Below are 21,692 nucleotides of genomic sequence, written 5' to 3'. Positions count from 1 at the left end.
TTGTACTTTGAAATAATCGAACTTCATATCAAAACGATACATTTTGTATCTTAATATACAGCAATGATTTTACATGTCATGCTTAAAAAGCATTAACAATATGATTCACAGAGACCGCCTCTCCTGCTTGATCAAGCATTACGGCAATTACATCAAAACGGATCTGATGTTCCGTTTCTTCCGTCATTTGCAAATAAACGGATGCAGTTGAGCGCACCTGCTGCATTTTACGCATATCCACCGATTCCTGAGGTGTACCATACTGAGCGGCTCCACTTCTGCTCCTTACTTCTACAAAAACAATCAGGCCCTCGTAAGAAGCAATGATGTCAATCTCACCGCTACGGCAACGCCAGTTCTGTCTAATGATCCGATAATCGTTCTCTCGCAACCATTGACAGGCAGCCTCTTCACCTAATCGACCTTTCTGCTGTCGTGTAAGCTTCATTCCCCGCTCATGACCCACTCTACGTTCTACCATGACTCATTTTCCTCACGACCTGAGGCCATTCGATCTGCACGGTAGACATACGTTAGCACTTCCGCGACCAGTTGATACAGTTCAGCTGGAATCTGTTCATCCAGATCCAACTTGGAGAGCACCTCCACAAGTGCTGCATCCTCCTGAACAGCCACGCCGTTTTCTCTGGCTTTATCCAGAATGGCTTCTGCCACTTTGCCGCGCCCTTTGGCTACAACCACGGGCGCTTCGCTCTCTCCAGGGACATACTTTAGGGCAACCGCCTTTTTGGAGAGCAGATCCGGTTGTGACGACTCGTCTTTCATACCTTCAAGTCCACCCCTTTGTATCGTTCAGGACTATAGTCCGAGGCTGACATTTTGCGTTCCGCGCCCGGTTCCTGCCCCACAGGCCACGGTTCCGCCTTGAAGGTCAGCAGTTGATAGCCCAGTTTGTCCAATGCCTGATGGATTACCTCTCGTCCGCTCTCCAGGAGCGGCCCCATCCCTTCGCGATCATTTAATACACGCAGACTGACAATGTTATTAACCACATGTACATCTACCAGAGTAGGCCCAAGACTTTTCATGTCCAGATCAAACCATAGACGGCAGTTGGACGCATCCAGTTCTCCACGAGCTCCACGACGTGATTGAATCTGAACGGACGCCGTTTCTTCCCCGTCCGGTCCAGTGATCGGAATAAACCAGTGCATCTGTGCAAACGTAGCACTGCGATCTGTCGTCAGCAATAACTGCTGACCTGTCAGATATTGCACGGCCTGTCCGGCGGCATCCTTAAGTGCGACCGGTGCACCTTCGCTGCTGGCAAGCTGCAGCAGCAAGCCCTTCAGCGTGTCCGCATTCGCCGGACTCGCCGCATCCCCCACGCGCGGCTGCGCTGCCGCGCCGTGAACGGCCTGCTGCTCGTGCTCCGCACCGAGCAGCTTCAGCACGCGCCCCACCCACGGGTCCCCCTCGTGGGTAACAGGCGCGTGCACTGCCGCAGCTCCTGCAGGTGCTGCGGCACTACCGCCAGCCGGCGGCGCATCAGCGCCGGCTGGTAACGGCTGCGGCACGCCTCCGGCAGCCGCATCCGCCTGGCCGCCCTGCGATGCAGGGGCGGCCTGTGCTGCCGCACCAGGCTGTGCCGGTGCGGCAATGGACGCGCTGCGCAGGGCGTCCAGCAGCGCCAGCAGCTTGGGCGCCAGCTGCGCTGCCGTAGGCGCTGCTGGTGCCGCCTGGCCTGCTGCGGACGGCGTCCCCGCAGCAGCAGGCGTTTCAGCGCGGCCGTCAATCCGCACGCCCGCGCCTGCTTCAGGCTGGCCTGCACTTCCACGGCCAGCCACAGATTCTGTGGCCGCCCCTGGTATACCCGGGCGGCTCCCGACTTGGCCCGCGTCAGCCCCGCGCGGGCTCTCGCCAGGTATTCCGGTTCCAGACGGAATACCTGCACCCCCTCTGCCAGCCGTTTCAACGTTGCTGGCAACTGCCTTTGCCCCGGCTTCAGCATTTCCTGTGCCTCCGCCAGTCTGCACGTTTCCTTTCACCACAGTACCGGCATCCTCTGCCCCGCCATCCATCATGGATATAGATCCTGTCAATGCCGCTTGTCCTTGTTGTGTTGACAAAGCAGGTGTCCCCGTTCCAGTCACCTGACGACCATTGCCTGATGCAGCCAAACCTTCGTCCGTCTGCGATGCATTTGGTACTACAGGTGCACCAGCCATGACTGCTGGTTTCAACGTAGCAGATTGTTCTCCAGGCAATACCGGTTTACCTGTTGTTTGAGTAAGCATCGTTTCCAACTGATCAGCCAACCCGCTTAACAACTGGTGCAGAGGGGGGCCAAACACCGTCTGGTGTAATCCTTTTACTGTTTCTGCCGTAACCGGAAGACCACGCTGAAAAGCAATCCCTGTCGCCTGCACCCATTCTTCCACAGGGACCTGTGCGGGTTTGGCAGTCATCATATTTTGAACCATAGCCACATTATCCTTCGTTAGCGGCAATCCGCTACGCTGCATGGCAAGTAACAGTTCACGATTCCCTTTTGTATCCGGCAGCCCTACATCCTTAAGCAGGTTGTTCATCGAAGCTTGTGGCAGCTCAGCAAGTGACCCCGCCATAGGTTTCATTACGGTTATGCCATTTTCACCTGGAGGCTGTACTTGAAGCAACGTGGTCTCACCCGGACGGAGTGGAGTCTCCAACTTGGCGCGCACCTGTACACCTTGAATCTGCAGAACTGCTTCTCCCCCATCATCGGATACACTAACGACGGAGCCACGAACCACCTGACCTTCCTTTAATTCAAGCGGTTTGGCATTGCCGGGCTTACTATCTCCCATTAACCCCTTTATCATGGAACCGATATTCAAATCTCTCCCCCTCCTTCCTTCAAACCTATGCTAAAACAAAGATTGCTGCTCTCCAAGCAGGTTGCCCAGAAAACTGCGCCGATGCATCGGGGTTGCCCCCAGTGCCATAATTTGCTCCCGATGAACTTTTGTTGCATATCCTTTATGTATCGACAAACCATATTCCGGATATAACGTATGCCATTCTTCCTTACATAGTCGATCTCGGGTTACCTTGGCGATAATAGATGCCGCTGCGATCGATTGACTATTAGCGTCACCTTTAATAATGGACAGTTGAGGTACATTCACATCCACCTTCTCAGCGTCCACCAGCATATAATCAGGCGTTTCTCCCAATGCTTCAACAGCCCGTTTCATCGCGAGTCTCGCAGCCTGCTTGATGTTAAGCCGATCAATGGTCTCTGCATCCGCGTACCCGACACCTACCGCGATTGCCTTTTCCATAATGACATCATACAGGGCATCACGTTTTTTCTCCGTCAATTTCTTGGAGTCATTCACACCTTCGAGGATGAGATCCTTCGGTAAAATAACCGCCGCTGCCACAACATCTCCAAACAAACATCCCCGTCCTACCTCATCAATACCAGCAATACGTTCAAATCCACTGTCCCAATACTCCCGCTCGTAGAGCAACAGGTCCCGCGGTTCACTGGCTTCTTTTTTCTTTTTGGGTCCAATCGGGGTATCCAGCAGATTCAACCCGAGTTCTTCATTTTTTTCAATCATAACGCTCATCTCCTCTACCCACGCTTTTTCAGCATGCGTATCACTTACAACTTTTTATAATATAGACGTTTATCCTCTGTCTTTTGTTCTGTACAACCTGTCTCTCTCAACAAAACTTTTCCTTGAGGTTTACAATTATAAAGATAGTGATGTCTTCATTTATCGGTATAAGATGGTTTAAATTGAATATATCAGACCTCGACTAATCTAAATTGCACCACCATTCATCATAGCACGATTTAGATGCACCTGATATATAGGCCAGCCAATTCCATAAAGCGTACTGTTCTTCAATCCTCTTCCATTTTATCGTTTTCGACATATGTTCCAGCTCTACTTCCGCGTTTGTATACACAAAAAACGACCGCTCCCGGTAATCCGGTAACGGCCGCTTCTTTCGGCACTTGTATATATGAAATGAACAGATAAAGATAATGATCTTCATCGTGTAGAGTCCATTTTTTTTAATAGGGAGCTTCCATAGAAAAACGTCCCATTTTACCCGCGCGCAGTTCACGCAGAAATGCTCGTGATGCCTTTTCCAGATCAATGCGTCCACCGCTTACAACACATCCACGGATACGGCCGACTTGTTCCATAATCGCAATAACACTGTCTGAATCATCGGCATCCTTGGAGAACTCCTGAAGTCCGTATCTCTCTTCCAAAGCGTCCCAGTAATAACGCATCAGGTAACTGATTCCAAAAAAGGCGATATCCTCTGCATTCAGAATTTCCTCTTTGATTGCACCAGTTACGGCAAGACGATAACCTACATTTTGATCTTCGAACTTGGGCCAAAGAATACCCGGAGTATCCAGTAGCTCCATTTCTTTGCCTACCTTGATCCACTGTTGCCCCTTCGTCACACCAGGACGATCTCCTGTTAACGCAATACTCCGTCCAGCCAGTCGGTTAATCAGTGTTGATTTACCTACATTGGGAATCCCTACGATCAACCCGCGAACCGCACGAGGATTAATTCCTTTAGCAATTTGACGGTCAATTTTTTCTTTAAGAAGAAGCTTGGCCTGCACGGGAATATCTTTAACATTGGTACCTGTCGAGGCATCCACAGGAAACGCGGTAATTCCTTCTTTTTTGAAATATTCAATCCATTCTTGCGTCACTTTGGCATCTGCCAAATCCGATTTGTTCAACAAAATCATCCGGGGTTTATCCAGCAATATTTCGTCAATCATCGGATTACGGCTGGAGACAGGCAGACGGGCATCCAATAGTTCGATGACCACGTCGATGAGCTTTAACTTGTCCTGAATCTGGCGTCTGGCTCGAGTCATATGACCTGGAAACCATTGTATCGTCACCTTGTCTTCACCTCATTATTTACTTCAATTTCAGTGGTTGATCCACTTAATCTCACCGATCGGCCAGAAAATAACATCTGCACGACCAATAATATCTTTTAACGAAACATAACCGATCATACGGCTGTCTGTACTATTTGGACGGTTGTCTCCCATGACAAACACATGACCTGCAGGCACTTTGCCATCAGGGAACTGCTCATTCGGGAAATCCTTCACGTTATAGGTTCCACCATTTGCTTCAGCTGCATCAATGGCACCTTGAATATACGTTTCATCAACTTTTTTACCGTTAACGATCACGGTATCGTCCTGAACCTCAACTGTATCACCTTCTACAGCAATAACACGTTTAATGAAATCCCGACCTTCGGATGGTACGTGGAAGACGATAACTTCACCGCGCTTCGGTTCTCTGATATCATATAAGATCTCGTTGACGATCACACGTTCACCCGTTTCAAAGTTCGGCTGCATGGACGGACCGTCCACAACAAACGGTTTGAAGAGCAACCACCGAATCAAAATGACGAGAACTAATGCAATAACAATGGCTTTAAGCCATTCAACAATTTCATTTTTGGCTTTTTTGGATCGACTGTTTTTCTCTTCGGCAGGATTGCCCCGGTCATGTTGAACTTCTTGTTCCATTCAAGATCTTCCTCTCTTCACAGTACATGTTTATAGCAGTACACACATCCAGTATTCTGTATCGTTCCAATAACTCAATGGATGGATACAAAACATTCAGTCAGTTATGTAATCTTACACCAAGCATTACAGTACATTTAATCCACAATTCAAATGTTTTTCAATAACTGATTTCACAAGCCTCCCGGACTATTCCCCACATGTGTTGCCATACCATTTTACTCGGAAGTGTACCTCCGGTTCAACTTTTCCCGGACAAAAACGAAAAGGGCTTGTCTCCAAGCCCTTCCCGGTATCCGTTATATTAACGAATTTCTTTAATTCTCGCTGCTTTACCGCGTAGTTCACGAAGATAATAAAGCTTCGCACGACGCACTTTACCACGGCGAGCCACTTCGATTCTATCGATTTTTGGGGAATGAAGCGGGAAAGCTCTTTCCACACCTACACCGTAAGAAATTTTACGAACTGTAAAAGTCTCACTGATTCCACCACCACGGCGTTTAATCACAACACCTTCGAACAATTGGATACGCTCACGAGTTCCCTCGATTACCTTAACGTGCACTTTCAAAGTATCACCAGGACGAAAACTCGGAATATCCTTACGAAGTTGTTCTTGTGTAATCGCTTGAACGATATTCATCTATGACTCCCTCCTTCCGTACAGGCGTTCATACTTCTTCCAGAGATCACCTTGTCTCCTTCATTATCCATAGAGGACCGCCGTATTCCACATAACAGACTTATTGTATCACGCTGCATATCAAAACACAAGAGAAATTATACAACTGCCTATTGCTCAATCCGCAATGCTGAGACTCAATACTAGGCGAATCGTTAATTAACGCTCTCATCTGCATATCAACCTGATACAGGAAAAGATACTGTAACCTCTCGTGTTAAAATATCGTCTATGATATAACTTAATGACCATTTTAAAGGAGAACTCTTAGACTCATGAAATATTGGAAAAAGATCACGCTTTCTGTACTCGCCATGCTCATATGCTCCATTACACTGTATGCCTATGCCGTAACCCATCCTACAAATGCCTTGTCACACAAAGCCTGTACCTCCTGGGACATTGTTAAACGCAAAGCGTTCCAGCTGTCACACACTGACTACACCAGTCAAAATGCACTGGATCGTTCCACCTTCAAGATAGAAACAGGTACGGCTACAGAAGTTCCTGTACTCATGTATCATTACATAGAGCCCAAACTGAACCATCACCAGACAGATAAGAAATCCATCATTAGTCTGGAGGATTTCGAGCAAAACATGAAATATCTGCACGACGAAGGCTACCACACGATTACTTTGGATCAGCTTGAACAGTATGTAAACGGGAAGCTCTCCCTGCCACTGAAGTCCATTGTAATTACTTTTGATGATGGTTACCAGAACAATTATACGTTAGCTTACCCTGTGCTTCAAAAATATAATTTCCACGCTTCATTGTTTGTCATTGGTAATAAAATCCAAGATCAACCTTCAGAATCTGGCCCAGCCATTGACAGTTTCATCTCTAAACCAGAGATGCAGGCGGCAACTGATGTATTTGAATTCAACAGCCATACCTATAACCTGCATCACAAGGGATTTATGCGCTGTGGTAACAGCGTACCCGTCGGTCTGGACACCCGTCTTCTGGATGAGGATATCCAGCAAATGAAGCAAACGGGAATAGATACACCTTATCTGGCTTACCCGTTTGGTTATACCAGCACACAGATGATCTACAAGTTACAGCAACATGGATATCGCATGGCTTTTACCGTAAAGCCCGGGTTTGTTCATCCTGGAGATGATCTTATGAAACTGCCTCGGTTGACGGTCACGACAGGTACTGATTTGGCGACCTTGCTTCAACCCGAATCCAGTCCGCAGAACGAATTACCTGCATCGGAGAATGACCAGTAAAACCTAGAGTTTAACTTCACCGCCCGGATACAGAGTCGAGTTATACAGCCTTTTGAGCTGTGGCTTGGCTCTTTTTGCATCGGTAAGTGATAATGTCATTGGAAAGCTGGAATAAATCACGGCTTCCTCTGCGTCATAGATGATGATCTGTTCTTTCCCCGTCTGAACCAAGTCCGGTCCAGCCATCCAACATTTGTCCATGATACACAATACTTCATTTTCGTGTCCAAAACATACATTTATAACCTATGACTTATAGCCACTCCATAAATTCTAGGCGATTACCGAACGGATCATTTATATAGAAACGTCTTACACCTTCATCTGCCCTTGCGTCGTCATCAACAATATGAATTTGGTTATGAATGAGATGATCACGCAACTGATCCAAATGTTGTACATGAAATGCCGGATGAGCTTTTGTAGCGGGAACGAAATCTTTTTGTACTCCAATATGCACTTGGTGTCTGCCACACTCGAACCATACACCACCCCGTTTTCTCAAAATTTCAGGTTTAGGAATCTCCGTCCAGCCCAGTACTTTATTGAAAAAATGACGTGCCTCCGTTTCACAACCATCTGGTGCTGCAAGCTGAATATGATCAAGACCAATAATATGGTATGTCATTCCTACACCGCCTTTAGTTTCATTTGATGAAACTGAGTTTTAAAATATATCTCCATTTTATAGAATTCACCCTTGGAAATCCAGCATTCTTTACAAGATAAATAAAAAAATGCCACCCCTTAGTATCAAGGTTGGCATTTTGAACTCTCTACTTATTAAATATTTATGGGATAGAGATATTTACTCTGCACTATTTTTACGATCCGAGCGTATCTTTTTCAGCCAAATTCGTTCTTTCTCCGTCAAGTCGGCTGTTTCCAACATCTCCGGTCTGCGTTCCAGCGTACGAAGCAACGACTGTTCTCTGCGCCATGCCTCAATGTTCAGATGATGTCCCGACAACAGCATATCCGGTACTTTCATGCCCCTAAACTCGGGTGGACGTGTGTAGTGTGGATATTCGAGGAGTCCAGTACTGAATGAATCTGTCACAGCACTTGTCTCATTGCCAAGCACACCGGGTATAAGACGTACGATACTGTCGATCGCAACCATAGCAGGTAACTCCCCACCCGTGAGTACGTAATCCCCAATGGATAGTTCATCCGTCACGAGATATTCGCGGATGCGCTCATCGTAACCTTCATAATGTCCACATATAAAAATCAGATGATCTTCCTGTACAAGTTCTTCTGCTTTTTTCTGTGTAAACGTCTCACCTTGCGGACACATTAGAATGATACGTGGAGGTTTCATCGTTGCTGCAGCTTCTCCGCGTTGCTCCAGAACATCTTCTACAGCAGCAAAGATCGGATCTGGTTTCAGCACCATGCCCCCACCCCCACCGTAAGGAGCATCATCCACCGTATTGTGTTTATTGGTTGCATAATTACGGAAGTTGGTTGCACCAAGGGATACGAGACCCTTCGTTTGAGCTTTACCCAGTATGCTTGCTCCGAACACACCGTCAAACATCTCCGGGAATAGCGTTAATACATCCACTTTCATGTTACAGCAGCCCTTCCATCAGGTGAATCTTCACTTGCTTCTGTTCGATGTCCACATCAAGCACTACATCATCAATAACGGGAATCAGCACTTCTTTGCCTGCTGACGTTTTGACAACCCACACATCATTGGCACCCGGAGTCAAAATTTCAGAGATGGTTCCAAGCGTTTCACCCTCTTCGGTGATGACCGAACACCCAACGATTTGATGGAAGTAGTACTCACCCTCGTCCAGTTCAGCCAGGTTCTCTTTTAACACTTTGGCCATGCCGCCTTTAAACTTTTCTACTTCATTAATATTGCCGTACTCTTTCAGACGAAGAATATACATATTTTTATGCAAACGTGAAGATTCCACGTTAACCATGACTGGATGATTATCTGGTGTAAAGAAAAACAACTCTGCATTTTTTGCGAAACGCACTTCCGGGAAATCGGTCAAAGGCATGATTCTCACCTCACCGCGAATTCCATGCGTATTGACGATTTTACCTACATTCATAAATTCTGCCATATTTCCTCCTATAAAATTATATCAAATTAAACAGGTACGTCGACTCTGGTACAACCGTTCCGGCGACGGTTCGTTCTTCCGATCGCTGTTACCCCCTCATTTTTTGAAAATTGCTTTAAAAGGTGAAAATGAGGTGATAGCGTATGCTTCCGATGTAGCTTTCTTTCAGAAAGCTTTAAGGCGAACGCTAACGCTTCTCCAGAATCGATTCCGTCCCCTGCACTGCTCCGAAGTCACTCATACCTAAAAAATTTAATACGATATAATATCTAGTCTAACATATTAGTTTCAGCATGCACGAAAAGGGGCTAGGACATGCATCCTAACCCCCTTTCGTATATCTTTAAGATATGATATCAACGGTAACCCGTTTATCCATCTTAACTGCTGCTGATGTGACGACCGTACGAAGTGATTTCGCGATTCGTCCCTGTTTACCAATTACCTTCCCGACATCGTCAGGATGAACGGTTAACTCATAAACGACAAGCCGGTCTTTCTCAACCGTCCGAACCGCCACATCTTCCGGATGATCGACTAAAGCCTTAGCAATTATGCTTACTAATTCTTCCATAGATGACCCTCCGAATCAGCACTTTATTTAGATAATTTAGACTCGTGGAACTTCTTCATCACGCCCGCTTTGCTAAGCAAGTTGCGGACAGTGTCAGATGCTTGTGCACCGTTTTGAAGCCATGCCAATGCTTTATCTTCATCGATCTTAACAACAGCCGGTTGTTCAACCGGGTTGTAGTAACCGATCTCCTCGATAAAACGACCGTCACGTGGGGAACGGGAATCCGATACCACTACGCGGTAGAAAGGAGCTTTGTGAGCACCCATACGTTTCAGACGAATACGAACTGCCATTTGAAAATTCACCTCCTTCAATGAAATCTGTATATGATCCAGCTTCGCTTAAATCAACGGAAAGGAAACTTCATTCCTTTGCCCATGCCTTTAAGCTGCTTCATCGCTTTATTTTTACCGCCTTTGGGTCCCATCATATCCGAGAACTGTTTCATCATGCGGCGCATCTCATCAAATTGCTTGATCAGACGATTTACTTCAGCCAGAGATGTTCCGCTTCCGGTAGCAATACGCTTCCGACGGCTATGGTTGATCAAGTCCGGGTTGCGTTTCTCTTCGGTCGTCATTGAGTATACGATCGCTTCGATCCGTCCCATCTGTTTATCATCGACCTTCAGGTCCTTGGCTTGTTTCATCTTGCCCATGCCGGGAATCATATCCATGATCTGATCGATGGGTCCCAGCTTTTTCACTTGATCCATCTGCTCCAGGAAATCTTCAAACGTGAATTCTGAATTACGCATCTTCCGTTCCATTTCCTTGGCTTTATCGGTATCAATGTTTAATTGTGCTTTCTCTATCAGAGATAACATATCACCCATACCGAGAATCCGTGAAGCCATACGTTCCGGGTGGAACGGCTCCAAAGCATCAAGTTTCTCTCCAAGGGAAGCAAACTTGATTGGACAACCCGTAACTGCTTTGACAGAAAGCGCAGCACCACCACGAGTATCGCCATCCAGCTTCGTCAGAACAACCCCGGTCAGATTAAGTTGCTGGTTAAAGTGTTCTGCTACGTTAACCGCGTCCTGACCTGTCATGCTGTCTACCACAAGCAGTACTTCATCCGGATTCACTACGCTGTGAATCTGGCGGAGCTCTTCCATCAGCTCTTCATCAACATGCAGACGTCCAGCTGTATCGATAATAACATAGTCATTACCATTATCTTTGGCATGTTGGAGACCTTGACGTGCGATCTCCACAGGGCTTGTCTGATCTCCCAGTGTAAATACCGGCGCTTTGATCTGCTCACCTAGTACTTGCAACTGTTTGATCGCTGCCGGACGATAAATATCTCCTGCAACAAGCAATGGTCTGCTGTTTTGCTTTTGCAGCATCTTAGCCAGTTTACCCGATGTGGTTGTTTTACCAGCACCCTGCAAACCAACCATCATCAGCACCGTAGGCGGTTTGTTTGCTTTAGCCAGTTTCGCTTGGCTTCCACCCATCAAATCCGTTAGTTCCTTGTTAACGATGTCGATGATGACCATTCCTGGCGTGAAGCTCTCCATCACTTCTTTGCCAACAGCCTTCTCTTTCACCTTGGCGATGAATTCCTTGACCACTTTGAAGTTTACATCCGCTTCGAGCAATGCCAGACGTACCTCGCGCATAGCCTCGGCTACATCTTCATCAGACACCTTGCCTTTGCCGCGCAGCTTGCTGAACACATTCTGTAATCGGGTCGTTAATCCTTCAAATGCCATGATCCCACCTCCTTAAGCTTTAATACTGTTTTTAAGACCGACACGTTCCGCTCAGCCGTAATGATTTTCTCATTCGCTGAGCTGAGCAACGATATCGTGTATTTGTTTGTTGTTGTCAACGGAGACGCCTGCGCGTTCCAATGCATTTTGCAAATCTTCAAGATTGCGATTACGCCGTTCATGCTTTTCCAGCAAGCCCAGCTTGCTTTCGTAATTTTCCAGCACTTGTTCGGCACGCTTGATATGCTCGTATACCGCCTGGCGGCTGATCTCAAACTCGGCTGCAATTTCACCCAGTGAAAAATCGTCATGAAAGTAATACTTTAGAAAAGTCTGCTGTTTCTCGGTGAGTAACAATTCATAAAAAGCAAACAGCAAGTTAATCCGGTTTGTCTTCTCAAGCCGGTTTTCTTGACTCACATCGGGGCACTCCCTTCGTCAAGGAAAAACACTTTACACTCTTGCAACGTTCCTAATAATACCTAAAACAAATCAGGTTGTCAAGCAAAAATACTTGTCACAATAAAAACAGCTCTGATGATATGTTATTTCGATGTTTAACAGGTGGTTTATACCCTTTTCACAGCAAGCAAATCGTATCTGTATCTCTGCGATCCACCTCTATGTAAAAGAAAAACGAATGCGTCTCAGTCCATGGAGATGCATCCGTTTATGGTGTTCTAACGAAGTGGTGTCAGGTACAGCAGTACCATAAAGAAATGAAGAATGCTGCCTGCCAGCACAAAGAGATGCCATATCGCATGATGGTAAGGAAAGCCGCGCCACACATAAAAGAGTGTACCCAGTGTATACATCAGGCCTCCAGCAACCAGCAGCACAATGCCGCCTGTAGGAATGGCAGCCATAAGAGGTTGCCAGGCAATAACGATAAGCCAGCCCATCGCAATATAGAAAATCGTGGACATGAATAGAAACTTTTTCGTAAAAAACGCCTTAAAGATCACACCGAATAATGCGATTCCCCAGATTATACCGAACAGGGTCCATCCAAGTGTACCACGAACAGCAATAAACAAAAGCGGAGTGTACGATCCCGCAATAAACAAATAAATGGAAGAATGGTCGAAAATCTCAAATAAATCTTTCACTTTTCCATCTTTCCATGCATGCACGAGTGTAGAGCTTGTATAGAGCAGCAGCATGGTGATCCCGTAGATCGTGAAACTGACCACATGCCAGGCTGTGCCTTTCATACTTGAAAATACAATCAATATCACCAGTGCAGCCACACTGAGTGCAGCACCGATTCCATGTGTCACCGCATTGGCGACTTCTTCACGGCGAGAATAGGTATACGTATTGGCCATTTTCAACCGTCCTTTCTAACCCTTTAACATTGCCTGCTTTATTCCTCTATTATACACGTATTGCCAGTGACATTACACGTGACACTTATCACGTATATCACTGGCAATACGGTTTACATTATTAATTCATCCTAATTATTAATGATTCTAGGAATTAGCTTCCTCTTCTTCAGCACTTTCCGCTGGGTGTTCCTGGATCAATCCGGCGAACAAAGCATGCACAAATTGCTCCGAATCAAACGGCTGCAGATCATCAATTTTCTCACCCAGTCCTACGAGCTTCACAGGCAAGTCCAGCTCCTGACGGATCGCAACAACGATCCCCCCTTTGGCTGTTCCATCCAGTTTCGTCAGTACGAGGCCAGTTACACCGCTTTTCTCACCGAAAAGTTTAGCCTGATTTAGGGCATTTTGACCTGTTGTTGCATCCAGTACCATCAGTACTTCATGCGGAGCATCCGGAATTTCACGCTGAATGACACGATAGATCTTGTTAAGTTCGTCCATCAGGTTCGATTTATTTTGCAGACGACCTGCTGTATCACAGAGCAGAACATCCGCACCCCGTTGTTTCGCTGCCTGTACCGCATCATACATAACTGCTGCCGGATCAGAACCAGATTGCTGTTTGATCACATCGACACCGGCACGTTGTCCCCATACTTCCAGCTGTTCAATGGCTCCGGCACGGAACGTATCTCCAGCTGCCATGATGACTTTTTTACCTTGTTGTTTAAATCGATGTGCCAGCTTGCCAATCGTTGTTGTTTTACCAACACCGTTAACACCAACGAACAAAATAACGGTAATGCCATCCGGATTCATTTTCAATTCATTGTTTTGTTCACCGCGAAGAAGATCCGTCAGTTTCTCGGACAATACAGGCTGCAGCTCAGCCGCGTCCTCGATTTTGCGTTTTTTCACCTCAACGCGCAGGTCTTCGATCAGATTCATGACCGTATTCACGCCAACGTCTGCTCCGATCAAAATCTCTTCCAGTTCTTCATAGAACTCTTCATCGATTTTTTTGCGGCGGATTACGAGATCCGACACTTTTTCCACTAACCCTTTACGTGTCTTTTCCAATCCATCCTTGAACTGTTTGGTGACCGACTCCGTTTTGCTTGCAATGCTGTCTCTCAGCTTTTTAAAAAAACTCATAAAGCCCCTCCATCGTGTTCATAATCTAAGCGCATGTGCAATAAAATCTCAATCTGAATGATTTTTAATGATTACAATGAGTTCATTTGTCTCGCAGGTTTGGATCAGATCAGGCAATTACTGCTTCCTCATCTTCCAGTTTAACCGAAACGAGCTTGGATACTCCGCCCTCTTCCATCGTAACACCGTACAACACATCAGCCTCTTCCATCGTACCTTTACGATGGGTAACAACGATGAACTGTGTCTGTTCGGAGAATTCACGCAAGTACTGGGCAAAACGTACCACGTTAGCTTCGTCCAGCGCTGCCTCTACTTCATCCAGCACGCAGAATGGTACAGGTTTGACATGCAGAATAGCAAATAACAAAGCCATCGCCGTCAAAGCCCGCTCCCCACCGGATAACAGTTGCAGGTTTTGCAGTTTCTTGCCTGGTGGCTGAGCCACAATATCGATTCCCGTTTCAAGCAAACGCTCCGGGTCCATCAGAACAAGGTCAGCACGTCCCCCGCCAAACAGCTTGGTAAACACGGTACCGAACTCACGGCGGATGGCATCAAACGTGATCTTGAATCGCTTCGCCATCTCGTCTTCCATTTCCCGAATAACCTGATACAACGTTGTTTTAGCTTCCACCAGGTCATTCTTCTGTTCACTCAGGAACTCGTATCGCTCATTAACTCGCTGGAACTCCTCAATCGCTCCCAGGTTAACATCACCCAGGGCCGATATACTGCGCTTCAGCTTCTGTACCTGTGCCTGTGTATGCTCCACATCTTCCGGCACAGGATAACGCTCTTTGGCCAGTTCATAGCCCAGTTCATATTCATCCGTCAGTTTCCGCAGTATATTTTCCAGTTCAACGTCCAACCGGTTCACGGAAATTTCCGTCTGTCGCATCTGCTCTTCCACAGCTTTTAACTGCGTGCGCTGTTCCTTCGTTTCGCTCTCGGCAAGCTCAAGCTTTTTCGATAACTCACTTCGGGCAGCACGTTTGAAGTCCAGCTCCTGGGAAGCTTCCGCTTTTTTCAGCTTGTACTGGTTCAGATCTTCGATCTGCTTAACACTCTCGATCTGTGTTTTCTTGAGATCTGCTTCCATCGAAGCCAGCAACGTGCGATTCTGACGCAGATCTTTCACCAGCGACTCCACTTCCCGCTCCAGACGCCGCAATTGTTCTCCATTGGAGAATCGTTCCTGATCAAGCTTGCCTTCGCGTACTTTCAATTCGGTGAGTTGGCTCTGCAATTCTTCCTTCGCGGATTCATTGGCTTTGCGAGCAAACTCAGCTGCATGAATGGCACGATGAGTCGCTTTTTCTTCCTCTTCAAGCTGCTCCAGCTTCTTCACAGCGACGATGCGAGCTGTATCCAGCTCTTTGATCTCTTCGGTAAATCCGCTCTTCTCCTGCCCGGCAACAGCAACCTGTTCCAGCACGTGGCGAAGCTCATGCTCTACCTGCTTCATCTCCATCGAAGCCTGTTGTTCCGCATTTCGGGTATCGTCACCAGACTGACGAAGCTCATCCAGTTTGTCCTGACACTGCTCCAGTTGAACTTTTACATCATCCACACTGCGATGCAGTTTCACGATCTGATTTTCGGTATCCAAAATATCCTGGTCGAGCTGGTCCAGCTGCCGTTTCCGGCTGAGCAGACTCCCGTTTTTCTTGTGCTGGCTACCACCTGTCATGGAACCACCCGCATTGACCACGTCGCCTTCAAGTGTCACAACCCGAAAACGATACTGGCAGCGAGCCGCAATTTTATTGGCGACCTCCAACGTTTCGGCAATAATAACATTACCTAACAGACTGCCAATGATCGCAGCATACTTGGATTCGAATTGTACAAGATCAGCACCGATCCCCACAAAGCCCTCCATACCTTCGATCATGGAACGTTCAGCCGCTCCAATGGCACGAGGACGAATAACATCCAGAGGCAGGAATGTTGCACGCCCCAACTGGCGCTGCTTCAGGAAAGCAATCGCCTGTCTGGATACTGATTCATTTTCCATGACCACATGCTGCAAGGATGCTCCCATTGCTGTCTCTACCGCAAGTTCGATCTTCTCGGGAACTTTGACGAGTTCAGCCACAGCTCCATGAACACCGCTCAGCGTACCTTTACGCGAAGCCTTGAGGACCTCCTTGACACCTAGCATGAATCCGTCAAAATCATCCTGCATCTCTTTCATCGTATCGCGGCGTGAGACCTGAGCTTCACGCTTCTGTTCCCATTTACGGACCGTGCCCCGACTTTCTTCGAGCAGCTTCTGGAGCGACTGAAGTCGTTCACTTTCCGTAATATAACCACTACGTAGATCACTGATTTCTTTGCCCAAACGAACAACTTTTTTCTCAATGTCCGCTTTGCGACTTTCCAGTGTCTCTTTTTGATCTTCCCATTTGCCTGATTCTTCAGCCGCGCGATTCATTCTGCGCTCAAGTGTTTCTTTCTGCTGATCCACATAACGAATTTCATTGCGTGTCTGAGCCATCTGATTCATCAGTTCCAGCAAGTTGCCTTTGAGGCTTTCCTCTTGCTGCTGACTAATGCCGCCTGTGACACCGATGAGTTTGGCTTCTTCCTGAGACAACTGATTTCTCACATCATTCAGTTCATGCTCAAGCTTGCCAAACTTCTCACGCAGTGCAAGCAGCTCGGTTTCCCGTTCGCGATGTCTCTCTTCACTGGCAGCAAGTGTTACTTTGAGCTGCTCCTGATTCGTTTGAAGATGGTGCGAGCGCTCCTTGAGCAGTTCTCCCAGCCCTTCACTTTTCTCCGTCGCTTCACTGAATTGCAATAAGGCGGATTGCAGTTGTTCTGTCTCTGTTTCCAACATACGCAGCGCATTCCGATCATTTTCCAGCTTGGCATCATGCGTAGAGACAATCGCCGCCAGTCCAACCTCTTCCTGTTTTAGCGATTGCAACCTTTCGTTTGCTTTACTCCAAGACGCATGAATCTGTTCGATCTGGTACACATACATGGAAATTTCCTGCGATTTGAGCTGAGAACGAAGTTCCTTATAGTGGATCGCTTTCTCCGATTGTTCCTTTAGCGGACCAATCTGATCTTCCAGTTCAGTCACCAGATCATGAATACGCAACAAGTTCTGCTCTGTCTCATCCAGTTTGCGCGTCGCATCCCGCTTGCGGGATTTATATTTAACGATACCTGAAGCTTCTTCAAAGATGCCTCTGCGATCCTCTGAACGGGTACTCAGAATCTCTTCAATTCGCCCCTGTCCAATAATCGAGTAGGCTTCCTTACCAATGCCCGTATCCATAAACAACTCCGTGATATCCTTCAAGCGACAAGACTGTTTGTTAATAAAATATTCACTATCTCCGCTGCGATGTACACGACGAGTCACCGTCACTTCACCGAAATCCAATGCAAGTGCGTGATCCTCATTATCGAGTGTTAGCGACACTTCACCAAAATTAACAGCCTTCCGTGCATCACTACCTGCAAAAATGATATCTTCCATCTTGCCACCACGCAGCGATTTGGCACTTTGTTCCCCCAGAACCCAACGGATTCCGTCCGATATATTACTCTTGCCACTTCCGTTCGGACCTACAACAGCCGTAATGCCACGAACGAATTCCATCTCCGTTTTGTCGGCGAATGACTTGAATCCACCCAATTCAATCCGTTTTAAAAACATAGGGTTTCTCGTCACCTCCTCTTGCAAATTTCAAGTATTGCATTCCAGCGCCTAAATAAATTGAACGATTGCTATTACACACTACTTCGATTGCAGTACCATCCTCCGATCGCCCTTATCCCCAGATTTTCTTGATTCCCTTATCCAAGGGAAAAATCCGTTGATAAATGCGCACGCGTTGCTTCTTCAGATTGGTTCTGCACTCTTCGTTTTGTGTAAAATAAAGTTCACTTATTTAGTTAACGATCAGGCTAACTCCCCCTGGACCTCTTTACAAAAAAAAGAGCAAAAAGCAGTCCGGCCGATTACTTCCGCCGGGGCGGACCCGCGGGCTGCTCTTTGCTCTTCGTTTGTCTATGCGCTTTCGGTTAAGCTCCGGCTTCCGGAAGCTTCAATCGATCAAGTGCTGCAGATGCAGCCTGTTGTTCCGCTTCCTTTTTGGAACGCCCTGTACCTCTGCCAAGCCGTTCTTGACCCATATGGACCTCCGAGACAAACTCACGTTCATGGGCAGGTCCCCGTTCCTCAACGATACGGTATTCCAAAGCTCCCATATTGTGATGCTGAGTAAGTTCCTGCAGTTCCGTTTTGTAATCACTCATTTGCAGCTTGCTGCCCAATACGATTAATGGGAAGACATGCTGGTCAAGAAATGCCCGGACAGGCGCAAGCCCCTGATCCAGATACAATGCACCAATGAAAGATTCAAACACATCCGCCAGCAGAGCCGGCCGTGTCCGTCCTCCAGTTAGCTCCTCACCTTTACCAAGAAGTACATACTGACCAAAACCCAACGCTTCAGCAAATTTGACGAGGGAAGGCTCACAGACAATGGATGCCCGCAGCTTAGTTAATTCGCCTTCCGGACGGTTAGGATACAAATGATACAAGTATTCCGATACAGTCAGTTCCAGCACGGCGTCGCCCAGAAACTCCAGACGCTCATTGTCCTGATGCTGACTGAACCGGTGTTCGTTTACATAAGAAGCATGGGTAAACGCTTGTTTTAAAAGCTGCCTGTTGTCAAATTTGATTTGAAGTTTATGTTGTAACTGCTTCAGATCTTCACTCAAACGAACTAGCCCCTTATGCTTCAAATTTTTTGAGAATAATGGTGGCATTGTGACCGCCGAATCCAAATGAATTGGACATGGCAATATTAACTTTGGTTTGACGTGGAACATTTGGTACATAATCCAGATCACATTCCGGGTCCTGATTTTCCAGATTGATCGTTGGAGCCAGTGTCTGATGTGTCAGTGACAATCCGCAGATGACAGCTTCCACCCCACCAGCAGCGCCAAGCATGTGGCCCGTCATGGATTTCGTGGAACTCACTGCGAGCTTGTACGCATGATCACCAAACGCTTTTTTGATCGCAAGCGTTTCGGATCTGTCGCCTACAGGAGTCGAAGTTCCGTGTGCATTAATGTAGTCCACTTCTTCAGGCTCAATACCCGCATTACGAAGTGCCATCTTCATGCAACGTGCTGCTCCGTCCGGATCCGGTTCTGTCATGTGATGTGCATCACCTGTCAGACCGTAACCGATCACTTCACCATAAATGCGTGCACCACGTTTTTGAGCATGCTCCAGGGATTCCAGAATCAGAACACCCGCGCCTTCGCCCATAACAAAACCATCACGTTCTGTATCAAAAGGACGGCTTGACTTCGCAGGATCATCATTACGTGTAGACATTGCGCGCATCGCACAGAAGCCTGCAAGACCCGTAGGTCTGATTGTTGCTTCCGCACCACCACAGATCATGGCATCTGCATCACCATTGGCAATCAACTTGAAGGAATCTCCGATGGAGTGTGTACCTGTTGCACAAGCAGTAACAACGTTAATGTTAGGACCTTTGGCACCAAGGGAAATGGACATTTGGCCTGAAGCCATATTGGAGATCATCATGGGAATAAAGAATGGGCTTACCCGTTTTGGACCTTTTTGCAACAATGCATTATGCTGGTCCTCCCACGTACCCAATCCACCAATACCTGATCCGATGGATACACCGAAACGCTCTGCATCAATATTCTCGTCAATTTTCAGACCACTGTCTTCAACGGCTTTGAAGCCGGCTGCCACAGCGAACTGTACAAAACGGTCCATTTTGCGAGCATCCTTGCGATCCATATATTCTTCCGGGTTGAAATCCTTGATCTCGGCTGCAATCTGTGTCGTGTATTCACTAACATCAAACGCCTCAATCTGAGAAATTCCGGACTTTCCTGCCATTAAACTGCCCCAGAACGTTTCCAAATCTTTTCCGAGCGATGTCATTACGCCCATTCCGGTAATTACTACTCTTTGTTTCAAACCGAGTCACCTCTATATCGACTGCATTACGCAAGTATTTTGTGGGAATATCCGCAAACAGACATCTACTCAACCAAGATAGGCCTGCTTAAGTAGGGCTGCTTGCGGAATGAGAAAAACCAATGAATGATGAGAAGTCCCGCCTGTTCGAAAACATGTGCGGGACTAAAAATGACTTTAGGTATGAGATTGTATGTAGTTTACAACTTCACCTACGGTCGTGATTTTTTCTGCATCTTCATCAGAGATTTCCAAATCAAATTCATCTTCCAATTCCATGACCAATTCCACTACATCCAAAGAATCAGCACCCAAATCTTCTTTGAAAGATGCTTCAAGTGTAACTTCAGCTTCGTCTGCGCCCAAGCGGTCGACGACGATGCGTTTTACACGCTCCAATACATCGGACATCCGGTTCACCTCCTTCTTTGGTATTATACGAGAATCGCAGGCAAAATGCCATAGAAGACATATGCGGCTCCCGGCCGGGGAACCCGGCCTTTTTCCGGCATTTCGGATCGTCCAGCGCCTGTTCCCCGACTATTGTTCAAGTCCGGGAAGAATTACATGTACATGCCACCATCGACATGCAGCGTCTGCCCTGTCATATAAGATGAAGCCTGTGAAGCCAGGAAAGTGACTACACCGGCGATTTCATCCGGCTGACCCAAACGGGACAACGGAATACCACTTAGCATACCGTCCACCAGCTCCTGGGACAACTCTTTTGTCATATCTGTCTCAATGAAACCTGGCGCAACACAGTTAACTGTGATTCCACGAGAAGCCAGTTCACGAGCAGATGCCTTTGTCAGGCCAATGACTCCTGCTTTGGCAGCAACATAGTTCGCTTGTCCAGCATTACCGAGCACACCTACAACCGAGGAGATATTGATAATTCTTCCCGACCGTTGTTTCATCATTGGACGTGTAACCGCCTTAAGGCAGTTAAACACACCTTTGAGATTGGTTTCAATAACCTGATCGAATTCTTCCTCTTTCATACGCATGATCAGATTATCACGGGTAATACCAGCATTGTTCACCAGAATATCAACGTTGCCCCATGCTTCGAGTGTAGCTTTGACCATTTGTTCAGCTTCATCCATCAGGCCAACATTGGCTTGAAGTGTAATCGCCTTGACTCCTTTGGCACGAATCGCTTCCGCCACTTCCTCAGCTGCCGCTTGGCTACCCGCATAATTCACGGCTACGTTCGCTCCAGCTTCTGCAAGTGCCAGTGCAATACTTCGCCCAATGCCCCGGGATGCCCCGGTAACGAGTGCATTTTTACCTTCTAATGGTTTAGACATAATCATTCCTCCTTTCCCC

23 protein-coding genes are annotated in these 21,692 nt (G+C 47.1%); 1 reads left to right on the top strand and 22 read right to left on the bottom strand.

What is annotated here, in order from left to right:
* Positions 1–82 precede the first annotated feature (82 nt).
* The 7 genes from ABTV53_RS10335 to rplS form a co-directional block, all read right to left on the bottom strand.
* Positions 83–481 carry a YraN family protein gene (locus tag ABTV53_RS10335; RefSeq protein ID WP_433752741.1) on the bottom strand — a complete coding sequence of 133 codons (399 nt, stop codon included), beginning with the start codon at positions 479–481 and terminating at the stop codon, positions 83–85.
* Positions 475–786, bottom strand: coding sequence for an EscU/YscU/HrcU family type III secretion system export apparatus switch protein (locus ABTV53_RS10330; RefSeq protein ID WP_036609395.1), 312 nt, complete (start codon positions 784–786; stop codon positions 475–477). Before ABTV53_RS10330 ends, ABTV53_RS10335 begins: the two co-directional genes overlap by 7 nt.
* Positions 783–2,840: a DNA ligase gene (locus ABTV53_RS10325; protein ID WP_433752740.1), complete on the bottom strand. Its 2,058-nt coding sequence runs from the start codon at positions 2,838–2,840 to the stop codon at positions 783–785. The genes ABTV53_RS10330 and ABTV53_RS10325 overlap by 4 nt, the downstream gene beginning before the upstream one ends.
* Before the next feature lie 30 nt (positions 2,841–2,870).
* Positions 2,871–3,572 carry a ribonuclease HII gene (locus ABTV53_RS10320; RefSeq protein WP_433752739.1) on the bottom strand — a complete coding sequence of 234 codons (702 nt, stop codon included), beginning with the start codon at positions 3,570–3,572 and terminating at the stop codon, positions 2,871–2,873.
* A gap of 464 nt (positions 3,573–4,036) precedes the next feature.
* Positions 4,037–4,900, bottom strand: coding sequence for a ribosome biogenesis GTPase YlqF (gene ylqF / locus ABTV53_RS10315; RefSeq protein WP_036670353.1), 864 nt, complete (start codon positions 4,898–4,900; stop codon positions 4,037–4,039).
* Positions 4,901–4,930: 30 nt separating this feature from the next.
* Entirely contained in the window at positions 4,931–5,551 is a 621-nt protein-coding gene (lepB, locus tag ABTV53_RS10310) for a signal peptidase I (protein WP_433752738.1), read from the bottom strand.
* A 304-nt stretch (positions 5,552–5,855) separates the two neighbouring features.
* On the bottom strand, positions 5,856–6,197 hold the full coding sequence (gene rplS / locus ABTV53_RS10305; protein WP_024630190.1) for a 50S ribosomal protein L19: 342 nt from the start codon (positions 6,195–6,197) through the stop codon (positions 5,856–5,858).
* A 314-nt stretch (positions 6,198–6,511) separates the two neighbouring features.
* On the opposite strand from rplS, the gene ABTV53_RS10300 reads away from it, so the two are divergent.
* Entirely contained in the window at positions 6,512–7,477 is a 966-nt protein-coding gene (locus ABTV53_RS10300) for a polysaccharide deacetylase family protein (RefSeq protein WP_433752736.1), read from the top strand.
* A 3-nt stretch (positions 7,478–7,480) separates the two neighbouring features.
* Here ABTV53_RS10300 and ABTV53_RS10295 read toward each other — a convergent pair whose 3' ends face one another.
* The 15 genes from ABTV53_RS10295 to fabG form a co-directional block, all read right to left on the bottom strand.
* Complete coding sequence (locus ABTV53_RS10295) at positions 7,481–7,678, bottom strand: hypothetical protein (protein WP_433752734.1); 198 nt, start codon at positions 7,676–7,678, stop codon at positions 7,481–7,483.
* Between the two features lie 52 nt (positions 7,679–7,730).
* Positions 7,731–8,105 (bottom strand): VOC family protein, encoded by a 375-nt coding sequence (locus ABTV53_RS10290; protein ID WP_433752733.1) that lies wholly within the window; start codon positions 8,103–8,105, stop codon positions 7,731–7,733.
* A 180-nt stretch (positions 8,106–8,285) separates the two neighbouring features.
* Complete coding sequence (gene trmD / locus ABTV53_RS10285; protein WP_433752731.1) at positions 8,286–9,053, bottom strand: tRNA (guanosine(37)-N1)-methyltransferase TrmD; 768 nt, start codon at positions 9,051–9,053, stop codon at positions 8,286–8,288.
* Position 9,054: 1 nt separating this feature from the next.
* A complete protein-coding gene (rimM, locus tag ABTV53_RS10280; protein ID WP_433752730.1) occupies positions 9,055–9,567 on the bottom strand; it encodes a ribosome maturation factor RimM in 513 nt (170 codons plus the stop codon).
* A 343-nt stretch (positions 9,568–9,910) separates the two neighbouring features.
* Positions 9,911–10,141: a KH domain-containing protein gene (locus ABTV53_RS10275; RefSeq protein ID WP_024630185.1), complete on the bottom strand. Its 231-nt coding sequence runs from the start codon at positions 10,139–10,141 to the stop codon at positions 9,911–9,913.
* Between the two features lie 23 nt (positions 10,142–10,164).
* Complete coding sequence (gene rpsP / locus ABTV53_RS10270) at positions 10,165–10,437, bottom strand: 30S ribosomal protein S16 (protein WP_017689219.1); 273 nt, start codon at positions 10,435–10,437, stop codon at positions 10,165–10,167.
* 53 nt (positions 10,438–10,490) lie between these two features.
* Entirely contained in the window at positions 10,491–11,867 is a 1,377-nt protein-coding gene (gene ffh / locus ABTV53_RS10265) for a signal recognition particle protein (RefSeq protein WP_433752728.1), read from the bottom strand.
* 69 nt (positions 11,868–11,936) lie between these two features.
* Positions 11,937–12,287 carry a putative DNA-binding protein gene (locus ABTV53_RS10260; RefSeq protein WP_278295751.1) on the bottom strand — a complete coding sequence of 117 codons (351 nt, stop codon included), beginning with the start codon at positions 12,285–12,287 and terminating at the stop codon, positions 11,937–11,939.
* A 260-nt stretch (positions 12,288–12,547) separates the two neighbouring features.
* The gene (gene trhA, locus ABTV53_RS10255; protein ID WP_017689222.1) at positions 12,548–13,195 is read right to left on the bottom strand and encodes a PAQR family membrane homeostasis protein TrhA; all 648 of its coding nucleotides are present in this window, start codon (positions 13,193–13,195) and stop codon (positions 12,548–12,550) included.
* A gap of 147 nt (positions 13,196–13,342) precedes the next feature.
* A complete protein-coding gene (gene ftsY, locus ABTV53_RS10250) occupies positions 13,343–14,356 on the bottom strand; it encodes a signal recognition particle-docking protein FtsY (protein WP_433752726.1) in 1,014 nt (337 codons plus the stop codon).
* Positions 14,357–14,465: 109 nt separating this feature from the next.
* On the bottom strand, positions 14,466–18,035 hold the full coding sequence (gene smc / locus ABTV53_RS10245) for a chromosome segregation protein SMC (protein ID WP_433752725.1): 3,570 nt from the start codon (positions 18,033–18,035) through the stop codon (positions 14,466–14,468).
* Between the two features lie 368 nt (positions 18,036–18,403).
* Entirely contained in the window at positions 18,404–19,108 is a 705-nt protein-coding gene (gene rnc, locus ABTV53_RS10240; RefSeq protein ID WP_091031948.1) for a ribonuclease III, read from the bottom strand.
* Between the two features lie 13 nt (positions 19,109–19,121).
* Positions 19,122–20,360: a beta-ketoacyl-ACP synthase II gene (fabF, locus tag ABTV53_RS10235; RefSeq protein WP_024630177.1), complete on the bottom strand. Its 1,239-nt coding sequence runs from the start codon at positions 20,358–20,360 to the stop codon at positions 19,122–19,124.
* A gap of 177 nt (positions 20,361–20,537) precedes the next feature.
* Complete coding sequence (gene acpP / locus ABTV53_RS10230) at positions 20,538–20,771, bottom strand: acyl carrier protein (protein ID WP_024630176.1); 234 nt, start codon at positions 20,769–20,771, stop codon at positions 20,538–20,540.
* Between the two features lie 152 nt (positions 20,772–20,923).
* The gene (fabG, locus tag ABTV53_RS10225) at positions 20,924–21,673 is read right to left on the bottom strand and encodes a 3-oxoacyl-[acyl-carrier-protein] reductase (protein WP_017689228.1); all 750 of its coding nucleotides are present in this window, start codon (positions 21,671–21,673) and stop codon (positions 20,924–20,926) included.
* Positions 21,674–21,692 lie beyond the last annotated feature (19 nt).

The sequence above is a fragment of the Paenibacillus amylolyticus genome (assembly GCF_050990605.1).
In the GTDB taxonomy this organism is placed as follows: domain Bacteria; phylum Bacillota; class Bacilli; order Paenibacillales; family Paenibacillaceae; genus Paenibacillus; species Paenibacillus amylolyticus_H.
Note: the sequence above shows the minus strand (reverse complement) of the source record. Positions and strands in the feature narration are given on the sequence as shown.